Below are 19,080 nucleotides of genomic sequence, written 5' to 3'. Positions count from 1 at the left end.
CTAAATAGGGTACAAGGCTGCATGAAAATTCCAAAACGACTCCAGCCATTGGTAGATGATGGTTTAATCGACGATGTCATCCGCCGTTTGAAAAGTGGCAAAGAAGCCGACGTATTTATCGTGCGTTGCGGTGAAGAGATCCGCTGCGCCAAAGTGTATAAAGAAGCCGAAAAACGTAACTTCAAGCAGGCCGTGCATTATCAGGAAGGCCGCAAGGTACGCAACAGCCGCGATGCACGCGCCATGAGCAAAGGCTCCAAATTTGGCCGCCAGCAGCAGGAAGAAGCCTGGCAGAATACCGAAGTGGATGCGCTCTACCTGCTGGCTAAAGCAGGCGTGCGCGTGCCGCAGCCGGATATTTGTCTGGACGGCGTGCTGCTGATGGAACTGATCACCGATGACGAAGGCCTGGTGGCTCCGCGTTTGAGCGACGTGACCTTAACGCCGGAACAGGCGCTCAACGATCACGCGTTGATGATGAACTATGCGGTACGTATGCTGTGCGCTGGCCTGGTGCACGGCGATCTCTCCGAGTTCAACGTGCTGATGGATAAAAACGGGCCGGTGATTATCGATCTGCCGCAGGTGGTGGACGCGGCTGCCAACAATCATGCCAAAAGCATGTTTGAGCGCGATATCAACAATATGACCCAGTATTACGGCCAATATGCGCCGGAACTGCTGGGCAGCAAGTACGCCAAAGAGATTTGGGCGCTGTATCAGGAAGGGAATCTGACGCCGGAAACCGAACTGACCGGTAAGTTTATCGAAAGCAACAAACGCGCCGATGTCAGCTCGGTACTGGACGAAATCCAGGCAGCCAGCGATGAACATCAACGCCAGTTGCAGGCGCGTAACGAAAACGAAGAGTAATCCATTCCCCCGGCAAACCGCCGGGGAGTTTCAGCCTGAAACCAGGTCACAGCCAGCGCCGCACCCGCTGGCAAAACGCCGCATACTCAGCCCCGAAACGCGTACTGAGAAACGCTTCTTCACGCGGAACTTGCACCTTGTGCAGATAGATAAAGAACAGTAACCACCACAGCCAGACGCCGATTCCCCCCAACAGCACAGCCCAAGCGGCCAACAGCAGTAGCTGCCCCAGATAGATCGGATTGCGGCTGAAGCGGAAAATACCGCTGACCAGCAGTGCCTTCACCTGCTGCGGTTTTTCTGGATGCAGCGTGGTTCCTGCACGGAAAAAATGCAGGCAGGCGCTGAACGTGATGGCAACAGAGGCCACCAACAGCAAGGCAGCCCCCAACAGGGTGGGAAGATGCCACTGCCAGCCCTCAACAGACAGGCTATGCGTACCCAACATGCCCGCAGCGCAGGCCACCAGCACCACCGGCGGCAGAGTCAGCCAGTGAGTCCATTTTTTCATTGTGTTGTATTCCCTATGTTCAGTGGATTTCAAGCAGCTTGCAGAAATGCGCCCAAAGATTAACACGACCATTCCCCTGCCCTGGCACTTTAGGCTATAACAGTTCACACCTCTCCAGCCGCCAAGGAACACAGCATGGCCGATCACTGCCCGCAATTCTGGCGCGACCCACGCCTGCCGTTTGTTGAAGCGCGTGCCATCGCCGATGGCCGCAAGGTCTGTTATTCACTGCACAGCCATGAGTTTTTCTCTATTGGCGCCATTACCGCTGGCACCAGTAGCTACCTCAATGGTGAACAACGCCTGGAGGTAAAAACCGGTGATGTGGTGATCATCAACCCGCAGCAGGCGCACGGCTGTAACCCGATTGGCGATCGGCGCTGGGCCTATATCATGTTTTATATCGACACCGATTGGCTTGCCAGTTTACAGCAGGAAAATGCGCGCGATACGCAACAAGGGTTTACCCCATTGACTGCCATCGCCAGCCAGGATCCGATCTTATTCAGCGGCCTAAATCACCTTTATGCCTTGCTGATCGATCCGCTGCGCAGCCACTTGGAAAAACAGATTGCGTTGGTGGATTACTTCAGCGAACTGCCGCTGCGCCTGGGAAGCGCACCAGCCATAACGCTAGAGATCAACCCCAAGCTGGAAACGGCCGCCGCATTTATCCGCAACCACTGCACCCAATCGCTGACGCTGGAGGCGATCTGCCAGGCATCAGCCTTGTCGCCCTCCTACCTGATCCGCGCGTTCAAGAAACGCTATGGCATGACGCCGCACGCCTATCTGGTCAATCAACGCATTCAGTATGGCCATCGGCTGTTGAAACGCGGCTTCCCCATCGCCGCTGCCGCCAGCGAAAGCGGCTTTGCCGATCAGGCGCACTTTCAGCGTACCTTCAAACAACTGCTGGCGGCCACACCCGGCCAATATCAAACCCCTTCGGCCAATAAATAGCAGGCGCTGGCCGCCAACAGCAGCGCCATCAAACGGTTAAAGCGCTGCACGTTGCGCGCACTTTGCAACAGGCCGCTGAGCATCGCACCGGTATAGGCCCAACAGGCCACCGAAACATAGCAAATCACAAAGTAGATCGCCGCAAACTGCCATAACAACTGCATCTCACCGTCACCGACAAACGCCCCCATGCTGGCCACCGAAGCCAGCCAGGCCTTCGGATTCAGCCATTGCAACAACGCACCATACCAATAAGAAGGCGCTTTTTGCCGATCGCCCCGCCCCAGTTGCCCACCGTCAGCCGCAAGCTGATAGGCCATATAAAACAGAAAACCCACGCCAGCCCAGAGGATCACCTGCGTCAACCCTGGCCACAGCGCCAACAGCTCATGCAAACCGAGGCCGATCAACACCAGCAGCAAGGTGAAACCCAGCGTAGCGCCGGTAACATGGCGCAGGCTGGCGTTAAAACCAAACTGCGCCCCGCTGCTGAGCGCCACGATATTCACCGGGCCGGGAGTAATGGAAGAAGCCAGAGCAAAGGCGGCCATAGAAAGATAAAGCGTCATATTCAGCACCTGTAAAAAATTCACAGGTGCCAGCGTGCCGCTTCGCGGCGAGAGAGTATTGAACGAAATTGCCCTTCGCCGACTATTTTCTGGCAGCCACTCGCCAACGCGGCAAGCCGAAGGTGTTCACCGCCATTCCCGCCAATACCAACAATGCACCACCAATTTGCAGGGAAGACAGCGTCTCCCCCATCAGCAGCCAGGCGCTGGCCAGCCCCACCAAGGGCACCAGCAGCGCCAGCGGGGCCACACGCCAGGTTTCGTAACGCGCCAACAGACTGCCCCAGATGGAATAACCCAACAGGGTGGCAGCAAACGATAGATAGACAAGCACCCCTACGCTGCTCATTTGCAGATGCAGCAAGCTATCAAGCACCTGCTGGCGATCGTCAAACAGCGCACTACAGGCCAAGAACGGCACGATCGGGATCAGCGCGCTCCACACCACCAGCGGTAAGATCCCCTGCTGTGGAAATATCGCCATGATTTTTTTGTTGGTGAGGTTACCGGTAGCCCACGAAAATGCCGCGCCCAGCGTCAACAATAATCCGGCCAAAGGCACCGCAGACGCCCCCTGATTACGCAGGCTGGCCTGTGCCAGCAACAGCATCCCCAAGGTAGCAACCGCCATTCCGATCGCCTGATGCACGCGCAGCCGTTCGGCAAAAACCAGCATCCCCAACAGCAACGTGAAGAAAACCTGTGCTTGCAGCACCAGCGAGGCCAGCCCCGCAGGCATTCCCACCTTGATGGCACAAAAAAGGAAGGCAAATTGCCCAAAGCTCATGGTCAGGCCGTAGAGCGCCAACCATTTCCATGGCAGTTTGGGTTTGGGCACCAAGAATATCGCGGGAAACGCCACCAGTAAGAAGCGCAAGCCAGCCAACAGAAACGGCGGCATTCCCTGCAAGCCGTATTTGATAATGACAAAATTCATCCCCCAGATAATCACTACCAGCAACGCCAACAACCGATCGCGCAATGTCATCCCTACCTCACACCTTAAAGATCGTAGCGTATTCTTATGTTTTTCCTGGCTTAAGTCACCGGCATTATACCAATAAAGGTGGTTTTCTTACGCGGGCCGGTCATCAAGGCCTCCAGCTTTTCCACACACAACAGGTAATGTGGCGTTTGCTTGTGCGCGGCCACCGCCTGCTCATCTTTATAGGCTTCGTAGATATAAAACCGCGTCGGTACCTGTTCATCGCGCAGTACATCAAAGCGCAGGTTACCCGGTTCGTTGATAGCACCAAGATGATTGGCGCGGAATACCTCAAGAAATTCGTCAACCTTGTCCTGCTTAACGTTAATCTCCACCAGCGTAACGTGCATAACTGCTCCTTTTCTGAGTCTTGCCGATAAACCAACCCTAGGGGGGATTTACGGCCGTTGCCTCTCCTTGGCGGTAATTTTGCAGCGCAGCTCACAGATCGTTATCCCCCAGCCACCGCATCCCTGAAGAGCGACATCTATAGTTAAGATCTGAACCCCTGAGAGTGTGAACTATGCAGAACTATTTGATGGCACTGGACGCAGGAACAGGCAGCATTCGCGCGGTGATTTTTGATCTGGCAGGCAACCAGATCGCGCACGGTCAGGCAGAGTGGCAGCACCTGGCGGTAGAGGGGGTTCCCGGTTCGATGGAGTTCGATCTTGCCCATAACTGGCAACTGGTTTGCCAATGTATCCGTCAGGCATTACAGCGCGCCAATGCCAGTGCACAACAGATCCGCGCCATCGCCTGCTGTTCAATGCGCGAGGGAATTGTGCTGTATAACCGGCAAGGCACGCCCATCTGGGCCTGCGCTAACGTCGACGCCCGCGCCAGCCGTGAAGTCAGCGAACTGAAAGAGCTGCATAACTTCACCTTCGAACAAGAGGTGTACCACTACTCCGGCCAGACGCTGGCGTTAAGCGCCATGCCGCGCCTGTTGTGGTTGGCCCACCATCGGCCAGATATTTATCGCCAGGCCGCCACGGTGACGATGATCAGCGACTGGCTGGCCAATATGCTCAGCGGCGAACTGGCGGTCGATCCTTCCAACGCGGGTACTACCGGCATGCTGGATCTGGTCAGCCGCAACTGGCGGCCAGAACTGCTGGACATGGCCGGTCTGCGTGCCGATTTGCTCTCACCGGTGAAGGAAACCGGTACGCTGCTGGGCCAGGTGACCGCCAAGACGGCGCAGCAAACCGGCCTGCTGCGCGGGACACCGGTAGTGATGGGAGGCGGCGATGTGCAGCTTGGCTGCCTGGGGTTGGGCGTTGTCCACGCCGGGCAAACGGCGGTGCTGGGCGGTACGTTCTGGCAGCAGATCGTCAACCTGCCGCAACCGATCACCGATCCAGACATGAACATCCGCATCAACCCGCACGTTATCCCCGGCATGGTGCAGGCAGAATCCATCAGCTTCTTTACCGGGCTGACCATGCGCTGGTTCCGTGACGCCTTCTGCGCCGAAGAAAAACTGCTGGCAGAACGCCTCGGCGTGGATGCCTACAGCCTGTTAGAAGAGATGGCGGCACGCGTGCCGCCGGGGGCTTATGGCGTAATGCCGATCTTCTCTGACGCCATGCACTTTAAAACCTGGTATCACGCTGCACCGTCGTTTATCAATATGTCGATCGATCCGGAGCGCTGCAATAAACAGACGCTGTTCCGCGCGCTAGAGGAGAATGCCGCGATTGTTTCTGCCTGCAATCTGGCACAAATCGCCAAATTTTCTGGCGTGCAACCACGCTCGCTGGTGTTCGCCGGTGGCGGTTCGAAGGGGAAGCTGTGGTGCCAGATCCTTAGCGACGTCACCGGCCTGCCGCTTCAAGTACCGGTGGTAAAAGAAGCCACCGCGCTGGGTTGCGCCATTGCCGCAGGTGTCGGTGCTGGCCTATACGAATCGCTGGCAGAAACCGGCGAGCGGTTGGTGCGTTGGGAACGTGAATATCAACCCAATAGCGCCAACCACGAACTTTATCGCCAGCAAACCCTGACCTGGCAGGAGGTGTATGCCGATCAGCTCACGCTGATCGATCACGGTTTAACCACCTCGCTGTGGAAAGCGCCAGGATTATAAGGGTGCGTAGCGGCCCACGCTCGGCAACCCGACCGTTTGTGATAATATTAGCCATAACTTTGTTCTCAACAGCAGGCATCACATGGCATACATTCCAAAAAACTACGCGAAGCTGGAAGTGGGTTATCGCGAAAAGGCATTGAAGATTTTCCCTTGGGTATGCGGGCGTTGTTCGCGGGAATTTGTTTATTCCAACCTGCGTGAACTGACGGTTCACCATATCGATCATGACCACAGCAACAACCCGGAAGACGGCAGCAACTGGGAGATGTTGTGCCTGTATTGCCACGATCACGAGCACTCCAAATACACCGAAGCCGATCAGTACGGCTCAACGGTTATCGCTGGCGAAGACGCGCAAAAAGACGTTGGCCTGGCGACACATAACCCGTTTGCCAATCTGAAAGCGATGATGAAGAAGTAGCGGCTGACAAGCCCCTTTACCCTGTCAGAGTAAAGGGGTCATCGGGCGGTATTTTTCCAATCTGGCGCGGCTGGCCTGCGCCTCTTCCCCAAGCCAATCCACCAGTTCGGCCAATGCAGCAGGTATTACCACGCGTTCAGGATAAACCAGATAATAGGCTGCACCGCTGAGCACGCTAAGCGGGAACGGCGTCACAATCCGGTTGGCCTGAATATCCTCTTCCAGCAGGCAGAGATCGCCAATCGCAATGCCGAACCCTTGCAACGCCGCACTGGTCGCCAGATCGAGCGTATCAAAATGCTGCGCCTTGGCGGAAGGCAACGCCTCATGCCCGGCCGCTTTCAGCCACAGCAGCCAATCGCGGCGATCGCGCGTTGGGTGCAGCAGGGTTTTCTGCGCCAGATCGGCAGGTTCCGGCGGCCGATTCAGCGCGGGCAGATAAGTGGGCGTGCAAACCGGGGTCAGGATTTCGTCAAACAGATGCTGCACCACCAGCCGTTTTCTCTGCGGCTCACCGAACACCACGGCGGCATCAAAATGCTCGGTGCCAAAATCCACGCCGTGCGATACCGATGCGGTCAGTTCGATATGCATCTCCGGCTGCTCATTCTGCAAACGGATAATGCGCGGCAGCACCCAGCGCATCGCGCAGGTCGGGCATTTGATCCGCAGCGTGCCTGGCTGCGCACCAGCCCGTGCCAATGCCTCGTCCAATTGGCCCAACGCCTGCTGCACCGGTGCCAATAGCGAAGCTCCCTGCACGGTCAGCACCAACCCGCGCGCCCGGCGGCTAAACAGCGGGTAGCCCAATTGCTGCTCCAGGCCAAGGATCTGACGGCTGACCGCCCCCTGCGTCAGATGCAGCGCCTGCGCCGCATGAGTGAAATTAAGGCGCTGCGCCACCACCACAAAAGTTTTCAGCACGTCGAGCGACGGCAACGATATCTGCATGATGAGTCTCTTTGTTAATGCAAAACTCTGGCTTAGCCATGATAAAAACGCATGGCTAGCATGACGAATTTTCTCTTGTTCCCCGATCCTAACTCATGCTTAATCGTTCCACACTTCATTCTTTTGCCCGGAGCCCATCATGCAGAGCGCCTGCTCTCAACGCTCGAAACTGCCGGACGTCGGCACCACCATTTTCACCGTGATCGGCCAACTGAGCGCCGAACACCAGGCACTGAATCTGTCCCAGGGCGCGCCGAACTTTGCCTGTGATCCGTTGCTGGTGGAAGGCGTTGCCCAAGCCATGCGTGCAGGTCATAACCAATACGCACCGATGAGCGGCGTGGCCGCGTTGCGCCATGCCCTGGCAGAAAAAGTGGAACGCCTGTACGGCGCGCGCTACGACGCTGACGACGAAATCACCGTGATTGCCAGCGCCAGCGAAGGGCTGTATTCCGCCATCAGTGCGCTGGTGCACCCAGGCGACGAGGTTATCTACTTTGAACCGGCCTTCGACAGCTACGCGCCGATCGTCCGCCTGCAAGGTGCGACACCGGTCGCTATCAAACTTTCGCTGCAAGACTTGCAGATCGATTGGGACGAAGTGGCTGCCGCGATCAACAGCAAAACGCGCATGATCATCGTCAACAGCCCGCATAACCCCACCGGTAGCGTGTTTGGCGAACAGGATATCGAGCGCCTGACCGCGCTGACGCGCAACACCGACATCGTTATTCTGTCTGATGAGGTCTACGAACATGTGGTGTTCGACGGCGGTATCCATCACAGCATGGCGCGCCACCCGGCCCTGGCGGAACGCAGCGTGATCGTTTCTTCATTCGGCAAAACCTACCACGTCACCGGTTGGCGCGTGGGTTATTGCATGGCACCGGCGGCGCTGATGGATGAGATCCGTAAAGTGCACCAGTTTATGGTGTTCTCCGCCGACACCCCGATGCAGTATGCCTTTGCCGCCGCGTTGAATAACCCGCAAAGCTATCTGGGGCTGGCAGATTTCTACCAGCAGAAGCGCGATCTGCTGGCCAGCGCCTTGCAGAATTCGCGCTTTGAATTACTGCCAAGCTATGGCAGTTTCTTTATGCTGGCTCGCTTTAGCGGCTTTAGCAGCGAAAGTGACAACGACTTTGCGGTGCGTTTGATCCGTGAAGCCAAGGTGGCCACCATCCCGCTGTCGGCGTTTTACAGCGATGGCACCAATACCGGCATTATCCGGCTGAGTTTCTCGAAAGATAATGACACCCTGCTGGAAGGCGCACGCCGCCTGTGCCAGGTGTAATCCATTGATTTTTGACCATGGGAAAAAGGCATTGATGAAGAAAACATTGAATACGCTGATCGCCGCGGGCTGCCTGCTGGCTGCCGGTTCCACCTTCGCCGCGGAAAACAGCCTGCGTTTTGGTATTGAAGCGCTGTATCCGCCGTTCGAATCCAAATCCGCCAGCGGCCAGTTGGAAGGGTTTGATATCGATCTGGGCAACGCCGTCTGCACCGCCGCAAAACTGAAATGCAGTTGGGTGGAAACCTCGTTCGACAGCCTGATCCCAGCGTTGCAGGCGCGTAAGTTCGAAGCGATCAACTCAGCGATGAACGTTACCGATCAGCGCCGCCAGGCGATTGCCTTCACCGATTCGATTTATCAGGTGCCTAACCGGCTGATCGCCAAAGCCGACAGCGGCCTGCTGCCAGACGCCAAATCACTGGCCGGTAAGCGCGTAGGGGTTTTACAAGGCTCAATTCAGGAAAACTATGCCAATGCGCATTGGGCTCCGCAGGGCGTTGACGTGGTGTCTTATCAGGATCAGAACCAGGTGTATCTTGATCTGACCTCTGGCCGCCTGGATGCCACGCTGATCATGGCCCCTGCCGGGCAGAGCGGTTTCCTGGCGCACCCGGATGGCAAAGGCTTTGCCTTTGTCGGCAATGCGGTGCAGGACGACAAAATCCTGGGTGAAGGCATCGCGTTTGGCCTGCGCAAAGACGATGCCGCGCTGCTGAAACAGCTGAACGAAGCCATCGCCAAAGTGAAGCAGCAAGGTACGATCACCGAGCTGTCGAAGAAGTATTTTGGTGATATTGATGTGACGGTGAAGTAAGCCGTTGCCCCTCATTCCCAACAAGGGAGTGAGGGGCAAAATAATCACTTACGCGCGATCAAACGCCGAGCTGTTCAAGCCGCGATCCTGCTGATGGCGCTCCAGCGCCAACTCGATCAACACCGTAATCAACTGGGTATAACTCACCCCGCTGGCTCCCCACAGTTTCGGGTACATGCTGATATTAGTGAACCCCGGCAACGTATTGATCTCGTTGATGATCACCTGATTATCTGGCGTCAGGAATACGTCGACACGCGCCATCCCCAGGCAATCCAAGGCGTTGAACGCCTGCAACGCCACGCTGCGGATTTTGTCGCTGGTCGCCTGATCGAGTGCCGCTGGCACCACCACCTGAGCGCCCTGCTCGTTAATGTATTTGGTGTCGTAAGAGTAGAACTCATCGCTCAACACGATTTCACCGCAAACGCTGGCCTGCGGCCGATCGTTACCCAGCACCGCACATTCTATCTCACGGCCAACAATCGCCGATTCCACCAACACTTTGTGATCAAAGCTGAACGCCAGCGCGATCGCCCGTTCAAATTCGGCCAAGTCGTGCACTTTGCTGACGCCAACGGAAGAGCCCTGGTTGGCCGGTTTAACAAACAGCGGCAGCCCCAGCGCCTCCGTCAATTGCGCAAAACCGTATTGGTGGCGGTTGGCGCGCGTCAGCGTCACAAAAGGGGCGATCGCCAGCCCGGCGTCGCGCAGCAGGCGTTTGGTGACGTCTTTATCCATACTGACCGCCGAGCCCAGCACCCCCGCGCCAACAAAGGGTATATTGGCCATGCGCAGCAACCCTTGCAGCGAACCGTCTTCCCCTAGCGTACCGTGGACGATCGGGAACACCACGTCGAGCTGGCCCAGCGCACCGGCACCGTCGGCAGCAATCAGTTGCTGCTTCTCCTGCCCCGGTATCAGCGCGACGTTTTTATTGGAATGATTGAGCGCAATCAGCGCCGGATTTTCCGCATTCAGCAGGAAATTAGAGGCATCGTTAATGTGCCATTGCCCTGTTTTATCAATCCCCAACAGCGTGACGTCAAACTTCTCTTTGTCGATTGCATCCAGAATATTTTTTGCCGACTGGAGCGAAACCTCATGTTCCGCCGATTTACCGCCAAAGATCACCCCAACACGTAGTTTAGTCACGCCCGAAATCCTTCTGAAAAGTCATGGCAAAAAAGCCACTCATCACAATAAACGTATTGGTTGGCACCAGCAATCCTGCGTTCAGGAAAACCCTCGTGCTGAAGAGTAAAGTTTTTAGATACCTGCAACCTCCGGGCGATGACGCAGTTTTACCTTATCTGGCGCAAATACAACTGCTCGGCCACCTTTAAGGCGGGTGGCACTGACAAGACCTCAGGCAGCCTGATGGCCTTGAAAACGTGATTGCCTATTATTGATGCAGCCCCCTAAACTAAATTACACTGGCCGTCAAAGTTATTTACTGCCTCCCAGTAATCGCAATGTTTACCAATGCTAATTTTAAACTCATCTAATAACCATTGTGCACCTGGAGATAGCGGAAACTTACTCTGATGCATTACACAATATAAAGCGCTCGGTATTTTTTCATCGACGTTAATCGTGATTAAGTTATCTTTAAAGAACGAACCTGTAAAAATAGCCGCCGGTGCAAGCGTTAAGTAATCCGTATTCAAGACCATACTTAGCCTGATTTCACCGGACTCTCCCCTAAGTATTGTTTTATTACCAATGTCGGGAAGTATTACAGATTCCACTTCCTGCTGGTAGCCGAATGTGTTTGAAGGCAAACACCAATCTGCGTTACTAAGGTCTTTTATTGATGAACTTTTTTCTAATGGATGTCCTTTCCGTGCAACAATATAAAAAGGCATGCTAAAAAAAGCATCGATGATAAAGTCGCTTATTGATATATTATCCGCTATGATAGAAATACAAAAATCCAATTCACCACTGCGCGCCTTAGGCAGCAACTCTGTCAGTTGACCTTCCACGAGATTAATATTAATATCAGGAAAATACTTTTGAAAACGCTTTATAGTTTCAGGTAAAACCGTATAGGTTAGAGAGGATGAAAAACCAAACGTTATACTGCGATCTCTAAACTTCACAATATCTCTGACCTCATTTTTTGTTGATTCTATATCTCTGAGTATTTGGTTGATGCGTACTTTAAATACTTTACCCGCCTCAGTTAGCGTAATGCCGCTTGTCCCTCTGATTATTAAATCAACTTCTAATGACGCTTCTAGCTCTTTGAGGCTGCGTGTTAGAGCGGGTTGCGTAAGGTGCAGTGCAGCAGCCGCAGCTCTTATGCTTCCTAAGTCAGCAACCATTTGAAAGACTTTCATTTGCTGTAACTTAATCATATGAAGTATTACCTTTTACTTTGCACACCATGTCTTATAGTATAAGTATATATTCGAGTTACAAAAAAACTAATTTTAAGTTTGTGCCCGTACAAGCCGCATAGCCTACGGATACTATTTACCTAGAACTCATTTTTTAGGGGTATCTGAATAGGCTTCTGAGGTTTAACTTGACTATTAATCCATTAGGTGAATTGAATGACTATTCCCATAAAGTGCTATGCATTACTATACTGCTGTTATAGCAAACAGCAACTATGATATTGGGTTTTTGAGCCATGTAATATTGGCTAATACCGTCATACATGGCTAATTCACGATAAATAGAAATAATATTGAAACTTGCCAATCACATAACTGCTAGTTCGCGTCTATTTTCAACTGAACATTCACGTTATGTGAGTAAAACATGGGGTTTTCATCGTGATACCAAGTCAACGTTAGTAGCCAAACGATGAACCTGTGTACATGATCATTACCCTGTACTGTATAGATAGTTTCCTGCATCAAAGTATAACTCCTTTTAACGATAGCACACCCAGAAATTGACCAGGATGCTATTTCCTTTCGGTGCAAATTATTATCCTACGCACCTATTCAGTGGCATATCTCCCGCAGTTCAGTAATGAATTCTGTCGCTGTTTTTTTTAATGGGAAATGGCGTAAATATACAATCTTATACGATATATCAGGGAGATTCTCCTTAATGTTAACTTTATAAAACTGGCGCCCTAATAAACTATTTTCTATCAGTACCTCTGGAACCAGAGTGATGAAATCAGATTCTAAAGTCATCAATAAAGACATTATTCCACCGCCGAAAAAAACAGGACTGTCAATTTTTATTTTATCTTCAAATGAAGATTTAAGATTTTTATAGTAGTCTACTTTTGATTTTGGTAAAAACCACGTTGAATCATTGAAGTCAATTATTGAGTTAGCACTGCCCAATGGGTTATCCGTACCTGTTAGAATACACATTCTAGCGTTAAAAAAAACCTCTTCAACGAGATCGTTGTTAATAAAATGCTCACTGGAAGGATGAATGATAAAGTCCAATTGCCCAGCGCGCAGCATCCTAAGCAATGTCATTAACTCATCCTCGACAATTTTTATTTCTGTTTCGGGGGAGTTAATTTGAAAATCACTGATCTTTTCTGGTAACGCTGAAAATAAGGAGAAAGAGGAAACTCCCAGAGATAGCTTTTCTGTAATCTTATCTTCACTGACACGTTTTACATCATTAATAATTAGCTCGTATGTGTTAATTAAAAATTGAACACGCTCCTCAAGAACCTTTCCAGCCTTGGTAAGATTAACACCTTGTTTCCTCCGCACAAATAGGGGAACACCTAAATTCTTCTCTAATTCCTGCATTGAATGAGTAAGTGCAGGCTGAGTTAAATGGAGTATTTTTGCTGCCTTGCGGAAACCTCCATTTTTCACTATAGCCATAAACACTTGTAACTGATTTACTTTAGGAAGTATGTTCATTAACACTTATCCCTAAATTGGATAAATAAATTTCATCGGCAGAATTTCAATATGATATTAAAAATTAACGCATTAATTAAAAAGATCATTGATTAAAAGTACTAAATCTATTGTTAGGCATAACAAAAGAGTGCAGTGATCGAATGCCAAGTTTCGACAATCCCGCGCGTTTGTGGCTACTTACGGTTTTATATTTAATCCCTAAATGACTTGCGACACACTTCATGTCTTTTCCTTTCAGAAGATGGTGTAGGACAGTCATTTCTCGTTGAGATAGTTTCAACTTTTCTGTTGCTTTTTTATTATTACCAGGATTATTTTCCTTGTTCAAAAAAGAAATAATGTTATCTTCTAACTCTCTTAATTTCATTGAGACATCCAGAACAATGCAGGAATCACTAAAATTCCGCATGTAATGCTTTAATACCCCCAAATACATTGAGTCCGTGACTATGACTACTTTACAATTGGCTGAGAGGTTATGAAAATAACTCCCTGTCAGATTCAGCAGGAACCCTGGAGCGTAGTCGTTATAAAGAAAAGTTAAAAAAACAATATCACACCCTGATTTTGGCAAGGTGAGGTTGTTATTTTTACATACACTAACGTCTATATCTGAATTTATTGCTTTATGTTCAGACTGCTCTTTCAATAAATGCTCAAGGCCTACTTTAATGAAGTTGCATGAGCCTTTTATTACTACTTTCTTTTTCATCTATCTTTACCTTTCAGTTTCATTTTATATATTGAGTTTTTCATTCATATGTTCAGCAAAACCTTTTCTGTGAAAAAAACCGGCTGCAATGAAAGTTATTTTTATTAGCTGTTGAGATTTATCTCTATGTAGAACTACCGTTTATCTTCCTTCGAAAAGTAGAGCTATGGTGCTGATTTATGCTCAGGTAAACCATCTAATAAGGACACATAAAATAAAAACCTAACCCAGTAATCTCACATATTATGATGTGATTTTGGATTTTATTTTACTAAGAAAATTCTAATTTATTTATCTTGATTCAGGAAGCAACGTTTTTTTATATGCGATAAAAAAACATAATCAATATCGATTGAATAGCATTTCATAACATTCGCTAAAATGATGTTTTTGTTTTATTTTCAACAGACTAGCATCGTACATTTCAACAGGTGCTATTAAAATATGAGGCTTGTAGCTTTATGTGTTTATGCAAAAAATGGCATTATCTTGAAAATTATTTAGACAGCAAAAACACCATCTGATTGCATATACCCTAATTAAGTATGGTTATATTTAAGTAGTAAGAGTGTGCGCCATCAGAAGCATAGAAAATTATGCAACCAGGATGAAAAATCTGTCGGCAGCAGACTTGAACGCAGCTTACAGTGGCTTCAAATGGACCCGGCAAAAAGATGGATAAAATAATCGATCGCAGCCAACATCGGTGCGACTTAAAGCATGATGAGTATAATACTCAGTGCTAGACATGATACTGAACATTACTTTCCACCGTGTTGCTCCGGTTTCATTAGGCATGTGTTTCTTAATAATACATTTCTCCAGTGATCATTATTGGTAGGTGAACGCTACCTGCATAACACCACCGATCGTGCCAGGGGTGACCTCTCCCGTACTGGTATACACTCTGGCGGCAAAAGCAAAACTCGTGGTTCTGGTGGTTGCCTCAACGGGTAATACCCAGGTTGACTGATCTGGCCGCACCGTAGTCCCTGTATAGGGTTCATCATGTGTCTTGACCTTAATCCCTACCCCTGTCGCACTTCCAGTATTGGCAAACAGGGTGGCGTCGTCCTCATCAGGAACACCGGAGAATGTTGCTACTACTCTACTGGTTCCGGTTGGGCAGTTTTTCAGCGCAATGTTAAAAAACTGCTCTGTGCCACCATAAGTACCTGCTACCTTCATGCTGGCGACTTTAATATTACCCAGATCAACAGTTAAGTCAGAATTCGCAGTGTCCAGCGTACAAGGTGATGCGATGACTTTGCCGGTGATATTAACCTGAACGGCATCGGCTAAGGCCTGCTGAAGACCCGAACTCAATATCAACATGAATAAGATAAATTTTTTTCTGCTTTTTTTCATAATCTCTGCTCTAAATAATGGGTATGCTCGAAAAGCCAATTCACTTGATATTATTGATAAGTGATATCCAAGACCATGGCGCTATTGGCCGTGCCACCGGTCACCTTGCTTTTCGTCTGGTAATATTGCGCCGTAAAAGGGAAGATTTCCTGACCACCGGCTGAAGTTTTTAGCACAAGATTATTATCCAAAACCAGCGGTTTGGAGTTATAAAGAATTTGAATCCCCACCCCGGTTGCAGCTGCTTGAGAACTGGCATCAGTTAGCTGCAATACGCCATCGGCGGAGGTGTCCGTATTCTTCTCACCGATCATCTTGACGTTGATCTTGGTACCAGCATCGCAATTGAGCCCTAAAGAAAAACCTTTTGGGCTAAGCGTCTTATTAATGGCTGTAAAATCATTAACATTCACATCGGACAACGGTACCTGGATCACCGGAGTATTAATGGTACATGCCACATTGTTGACGCGTACCATATCCAGAGAAATTGGAACACTACCTGCGGATGATAGCAGGGTAGTACCTCCTACCTTAATTTCAGCAATCTTCCCATAAAAGATATTCGAGCTAATCGGGCCTATTTTATAAAATCGGATCATAGGCTGAAATTGCAGAGATTCCATATTAACATTAGTAAGCCCCAAAACGGCGGCTCCATTAGGATCTCCAAATAAATTACCCGTAGGGCGAATAAATATATCCCCGGATATGTACCCTTTACCTGAGTAACCGGCTCTTCCACCAATAGCGATTCCTACTCCGGGTATACTGGTGGAGTATATGTTTCTATTATCTATAACAGAATGAAAACTCAAGTTTGTCGCTATTCCCACGTTAGCCCACTCACCCTGTAGAGTTGTCCTGCATCTAAATACCTCAGCGGTGCTAGGGTTGTATATCAAGTCAGAGATTGGCGAGTTCAACGGCGTATCTCTTTGGACGGTGAGCGTGATGCTAGAAAAAGTAAAAGCCGTTGAAGTATATCGCGTGCACGTCACAGCAGAGTGACTGAGCGAAGAAAACCCAATCAGACCTAATGCTAACCACAGTTTGGGTAAGAATATTTTTTTAACCATTTTGAATATCATCTTTTTTATATTATTTGCATTGGCCATTCAGTTCATGAATGCCCGTAGTCGCTGATTGCTGTTTTGCCAGAGAATAATGTACCTGACAGGTTTGATGCTGTTCGTTGCCCCATTTGGCGGTGAGCAGGCCACGTTCGGCCAGGCCGGTCAAATAGACCTGGCCATTGTCGCCGACGATAAACCCCTGGGCGTTTTTTTGTGCCTGGTCACTCACGGTGGCACCGAATGGCAGCGGAGATCCATCTGCTTTGAGCAACGTCATCATGGCACGTGCTCCCACCTGTGCTTCAAAGCCCACTCGCACTACCGCACCGCGGGTTGGTACCAGGTTCTGAGTGGTTTGTGCCAGTTCGACCTCATCCGGCAGAGTTTCGGTATTCAACTGCACCTGATTTTTACGGTAGGGGGTGCTGTAAGGCACGATGGCATAGCCCCGCCAGTCGGTTTTCACGCCGCTGGTGTTATTGACACCAACGCCTGCGGCACCCGGAGCGCTGACCAGCGCCACGGTTTCCCCTAACGGTTGTCCGAAGGTCACACCATTCCTATGCGCTATCACACCGCCTTGCAGACCATAGTTTACGCGTCTGCTCTGCGGGTCATAACCATAACCGGCGTCGATCTGGCCGTAGCTGCCACGGTAATCGGCGTTTAAATTGCCGCTGTTGCTACTGTTGTTGCTGTCATAGCCTTGCTGCACACCCCAGTTTAAATTGTTACCTGCCAATGAAGAGCCATTGATCCCCACGTTGTGAATGGTGCCAGCTTTCTGGCTGCTATTCATGCTGTAGCTGGCGTAGGTGTTCCCCAACCAGCGGTTCAACGGTATGCTGACATTGAATGCGAACAGATGATTCCTGTCGTAGATCTCACCACTTGCATCGCTATTGGCGGTTGAATTCTCGTTATAGCTGTAATTCAGAGCGTAGCTGATACCGTTCCAACTGTTACTGTAACCCGCGCCGATCGAACGCTGGTTTCGTTCACTGTTCCAATAGTCTTCATTAATCAGGCTCAGTGAAAGGGCACCCGCCCCTTGCCACAGATTCTGGCTCAACGTAAGTTCGGCACGATTGCGCCTGCGTTCAATACCTGGGGCGCTATTCTGGTCACGGTAGGTATCCATGACTTCCTGCATATTGTGGAAACCGTCGGTAGAGTACCGATACCCTGCAATCGCAAAGTTAGTGCCGGTCTGCACCATGTTTTTACTGTAGCGGATGCGCCATGACTGACCCTGTTCTTTGGGCTCGTTTTGCATCGTGGATTTAGCATGAGTAATATCGGTCGACAGCGCGCCGATACTACCCAGGTTTTTCCCAATGCCGAATGCCAGAGACTGATAGTTCTGCGCAAACTGCATACCGCCATAGCTTGTCAGCCCAAATGGCAAACCGTAGATTGCCGTTCCCTGGGCAAAAGAGTTCTTCTCTACGCTGCTGTCATAGGAACGATATTGCCCACCGGTCACGGCGTACTTTAAAGCGCCCTCGCGCTGTAGTATCGGCAACGAGGCAAAGGGCACCACTAATTGCTGCTCGCCCCCGTCAGCTTCTTTGATCGTCACAAACAGATCACCACTGCCCCCGGTAGAGAACATATCGTTGATTTCGAACGCGCCGGGCGTCACGTAACTCTGGTAAATCACATAGCCGTTCTGACGGATAGTGATCTGCGCATTAGTGCGGGCAATGCCACGCACCACCGGTGCATAGCCTCTCAGGCTGTCGGGCATCATGTCTTCATCTGAAGCCAGTTGCGCACCGCGAAATGGCATACTGTCGAACACATCGCTGGGTGACGTTCCATCCCCTAAAACCAGTTGGCTTTTTAAGGCGATGAGATCGCGTTGAGCATAGGTATAAACCGTATTCCACGTATTTTGCCCGTCGCTATCGCGATTCCAGGTGGTGTAGCTGCGTAAGCGCCACGATCCGGCATTAAACCCAGGCCGCAGATTGGCGAACTGGCTGTTCCTGTTGGCAGAGTTACCCTCGCGCGCCTGTGTAGTGGCTCCATTCAGGCTGTAATTAAGCAACAACGCGGTGATCCCCTGATCCCATTGGCTTTCTGGCACATAACCTCGCGCACTTGAGGAAATGGCGGCCTGCGGAATACTGATCATCAATTGCTGGGAAGCGAATTGAAACTCAGTGCTGGCTTGAGGGATCACGCTTAGATCGGCGCATTCTGTTTCCTTATCGCCCATGCCTGGGAACAGGTGGGTTTTAACCCCCATTTCCGCTAACTGTGTCACGCTTAAACAAGGCTGTAGGCTTTCTTTGCCTTGGGCATCTTTTAACAGGCGGAACTCGACCTCATTTGCGCCCTGCGGTTCGTTATTGAGATAAATGTCGACTCGGTAAGTGCCTGGAGCTTGTAAGTTTTCATCTTCAAATACGGTCAGATCTGTAGTGGCCTGATGAGGGTTATCAATTCCCAGCAGTGCTGGATTAAAATAGTCACGTGCCTGGGTTTCAAAAGAAACCGTCCCCAACATCACGGTAATTAAATACGACAACTGGCTGATACGTGGTAGTCTTCCAGTCTGATTTTTATAATTATTCATCTAT

The 19,080-nt window shown here is 50.5% G+C and carries 18 protein-coding genes and 1 pseudogene; 7 read left to right on the top strand and 12 right to left on the bottom strand.

Going from position 1 to position 19,080, the window contains the following annotated elements; translation table 11 throughout:
* Positions 1 to 21: 21 nt before the first annotated feature.
* Entirely contained in the window at positions 22 to 873 is an 852-nt protein-coding gene (locus ACX9GT_RS07985; protein ID WP_473190579.1) for a PA4780 family RIO1-like protein kinase, read from the top strand.
* 46 nt (positions 874 to 919) lie between these two features.
* Here the strand turns inward: ACX9GT_RS07985 and ACX9GT_RS07980 are convergent, their stop codons facing one another.
* Positions 920 to 1,384 carry a methyltransferase family protein gene (locus tag ACX9GT_RS07980; RefSeq protein WP_473190578.1) on the bottom strand — a complete coding sequence of 155 codons (465 nt, stop codon included), beginning with the start codon at positions 1,382 to 1,384 and terminating at the stop codon, positions 920 to 922.
* Between the two features lie 135 nt (positions 1,385 to 1,519).
* Between ACX9GT_RS07980 and ACX9GT_RS07975 the strand changes: the two genes are divergently transcribed.
* Positions 1,520 to 2,347: an AraC family transcriptional regulator gene (locus ACX9GT_RS07975; RefSeq protein ID WP_473190577.1), complete on the top strand. Its 828-nt coding sequence runs from the start codon at positions 1,520 to 1,522 to the stop codon at positions 2,345 to 2,347.
* Here ACX9GT_RS07975 and ACX9GT_RS07970 read toward each other — a convergent pair.
* From ACX9GT_RS07970 to lsrG, 3 genes are all read right to left on the bottom strand, one after another.
* Complete coding sequence (locus tag ACX9GT_RS07970; protein ID WP_473190576.1) at positions 2,323 to 2,916, bottom strand: LysE family translocator; 594 nt, start codon at positions 2,914 to 2,916, stop codon at positions 2,323 to 2,325. The genes ACX9GT_RS07975 and ACX9GT_RS07970 overlap by 25 nt on opposite strands.
* Before the next feature lie 82 nt (positions 2,917 to 2,998).
* Positions 2,999 to 3,904 carry an EamA family transporter gene (locus ACX9GT_RS07965; protein ID WP_473190575.1) on the bottom strand — a complete coding sequence of 302 codons (906 nt, stop codon included), beginning with the start codon at positions 3,902 to 3,904 and terminating at the stop codon, positions 2,999 to 3,001.
* A 50-nt stretch (positions 3,905 to 3,954) separates the two neighbouring features.
* Positions 3,955 to 4,251, bottom strand: a complete 297-nt coding sequence (gene lsrG / locus ACX9GT_RS07960) for a (4S)-4-hydroxy-5-phosphonooxypentane-2,3-dione isomerase (protein ID WP_473190574.1) — start codon at positions 4,249 to 4,251, stop codon at positions 3,955 to 3,957.
* A 173-nt stretch (positions 4,252 to 4,424) separates the two neighbouring features.
* Here lsrG and lsrK point away from each other — a divergent pair, with 173 nt between their 5' ends.
* A complete protein-coding gene (lsrK, locus tag ACX9GT_RS07955; protein ID WP_473190573.1) occupies positions 4,425 to 5,990 on the top strand; it encodes an autoinducer-2 kinase in 1,566 nt (521 codons plus the stop codon).
* 82 nt (positions 5,991 to 6,072) lie between these two features.
* A complete protein-coding gene (yajD, locus tag ACX9GT_RS07950) occupies positions 6,073 to 6,414 on the top strand; it encodes an HNH nuclease YajD (RefSeq protein WP_076941033.1) in 342 nt (113 codons plus the stop codon).
* 24 nt (positions 6,415 to 6,438) lie between these two features.
* Here yajD and ACX9GT_RS07945 read toward each other — a convergent pair whose 3' ends face one another.
* Positions 6,439 to 7,365, bottom strand: coding sequence for a LysR substrate-binding domain-containing protein (locus tag ACX9GT_RS07945; RefSeq protein WP_473190572.1), 927 nt, complete (start codon positions 7,363 to 7,365; stop codon positions 6,439 to 6,441).
* Between the two features lie 139 nt (positions 7,366 to 7,504).
* On the opposite strand from ACX9GT_RS07945, the gene ACX9GT_RS07940 reads away from it, so the two are divergent.
* Both ACX9GT_RS07940 and ACX9GT_RS07935 read left to right on the top strand, forming a co-directional pair.
* Complete coding sequence (locus ACX9GT_RS07940) at positions 7,505 to 8,659, top strand: methionine aminotransferase (protein WP_473190571.1); 1,155 nt, start codon at positions 7,505 to 7,507, stop codon at positions 8,657 to 8,659.
* 34 nt (positions 8,660 to 8,693) lie between these two features.
* Positions 8,694 to 9,476, top strand: coding sequence for an ABC transporter substrate-binding protein (locus ACX9GT_RS07935; protein WP_473190570.1), 783 nt, complete (start codon positions 8,694 to 8,696; stop codon positions 9,474 to 9,476).
* Between the two features lie 48 nt (positions 9,477 to 9,524).
* Here ACX9GT_RS07935 and ddlA read toward each other — a convergent pair whose 3' ends face one another.
* Positions 9,525 to 10,631, bottom strand: a complete 1,107-nt coding sequence (gene ddlA / locus ACX9GT_RS07930; protein WP_473190569.1) for a D-alanine--D-alanine ligase — start codon at positions 10,629 to 10,631, stop codon at positions 9,525 to 9,527.
* Positions 10,632 to 10,742: 111 nt separating this feature from the next.
* Between ddlA and ACX9GT_RS07925 the strand changes: the two are divergent.
* Positions 10,743 to 10,865: pseudogene (locus ACX9GT_RS07925) on the top strand (type VI secretion system baseplate subunit TssG); the annotation flags it as partial.
* 32 nt (positions 10,866 to 10,897) lie between these two features.
* Here ACX9GT_RS07925 and ACX9GT_RS07920 read toward each other — a convergent pair.
* From ACX9GT_RS07920 to ACX9GT_RS07895, 6 genes are all read right to left on the bottom strand, one after another.
* Positions 10,898 to 11,839: a LysR substrate-binding domain-containing protein gene (locus tag ACX9GT_RS07920; RefSeq protein ID WP_473190568.1), complete on the bottom strand. Its 942-nt coding sequence runs from the start codon at positions 11,837 to 11,839 to the stop codon at positions 10,898 to 10,900.
* A 597-nt stretch (positions 11,840 to 12,436) separates the two neighbouring features.
* Positions 12,437 to 13,333: a LysR family transcriptional regulator gene (locus ACX9GT_RS07915; protein ID WP_473190567.1), complete on the bottom strand. Its 897-nt coding sequence runs from the start codon at positions 13,331 to 13,333 to the stop codon at positions 12,437 to 12,439.
* Between the two features lie 85 nt (positions 13,334 to 13,418).
* A complete protein-coding gene (locus tag ACX9GT_RS07910; protein WP_473190566.1) occupies positions 13,419 to 14,048 on the bottom strand; it encodes a helix-turn-helix transcriptional regulator in 630 nt (209 codons plus the stop codon).
* Positions 14,049 to 14,879: 831 nt separating this feature from the next.
* Entirely contained in the window at positions 14,880 to 15,416 is a 537-nt protein-coding gene (locus tag ACX9GT_RS07905) for a fimbrial protein (protein WP_473190565.1), read from the bottom strand.
* A gap of 50 nt (positions 15,417 to 15,466) precedes the next feature.
* The gene (locus ACX9GT_RS07900; RefSeq protein WP_473190564.1) at positions 15,467 to 16,534 is read right to left on the bottom strand and encodes a fimbrial protein; all 1,068 of its coding nucleotides are present in this window, start codon (positions 16,532 to 16,534) and stop codon (positions 15,467 to 15,469) included.
* Positions 16,518 to 19,076, bottom strand: coding sequence for a fimbria/pilus outer membrane usher protein (locus tag ACX9GT_RS07895; protein WP_473190563.1), 2,559 nt, complete (start codon positions 19,074 to 19,076; stop codon positions 16,518 to 16,520). Before ACX9GT_RS07895 ends, ACX9GT_RS07900 begins: the two co-directional genes overlap by 17 nt.
* Positions 19,077 to 19,080: the final 4 nt, after the last annotated feature.

The sequence above is a fragment of the Serratia sp. YWN4 genome (assembly GCF_055790845.1).
Note: the sequence above shows the minus strand (reverse complement) of the source record. Positions and strands in the feature narration are given on the sequence as shown.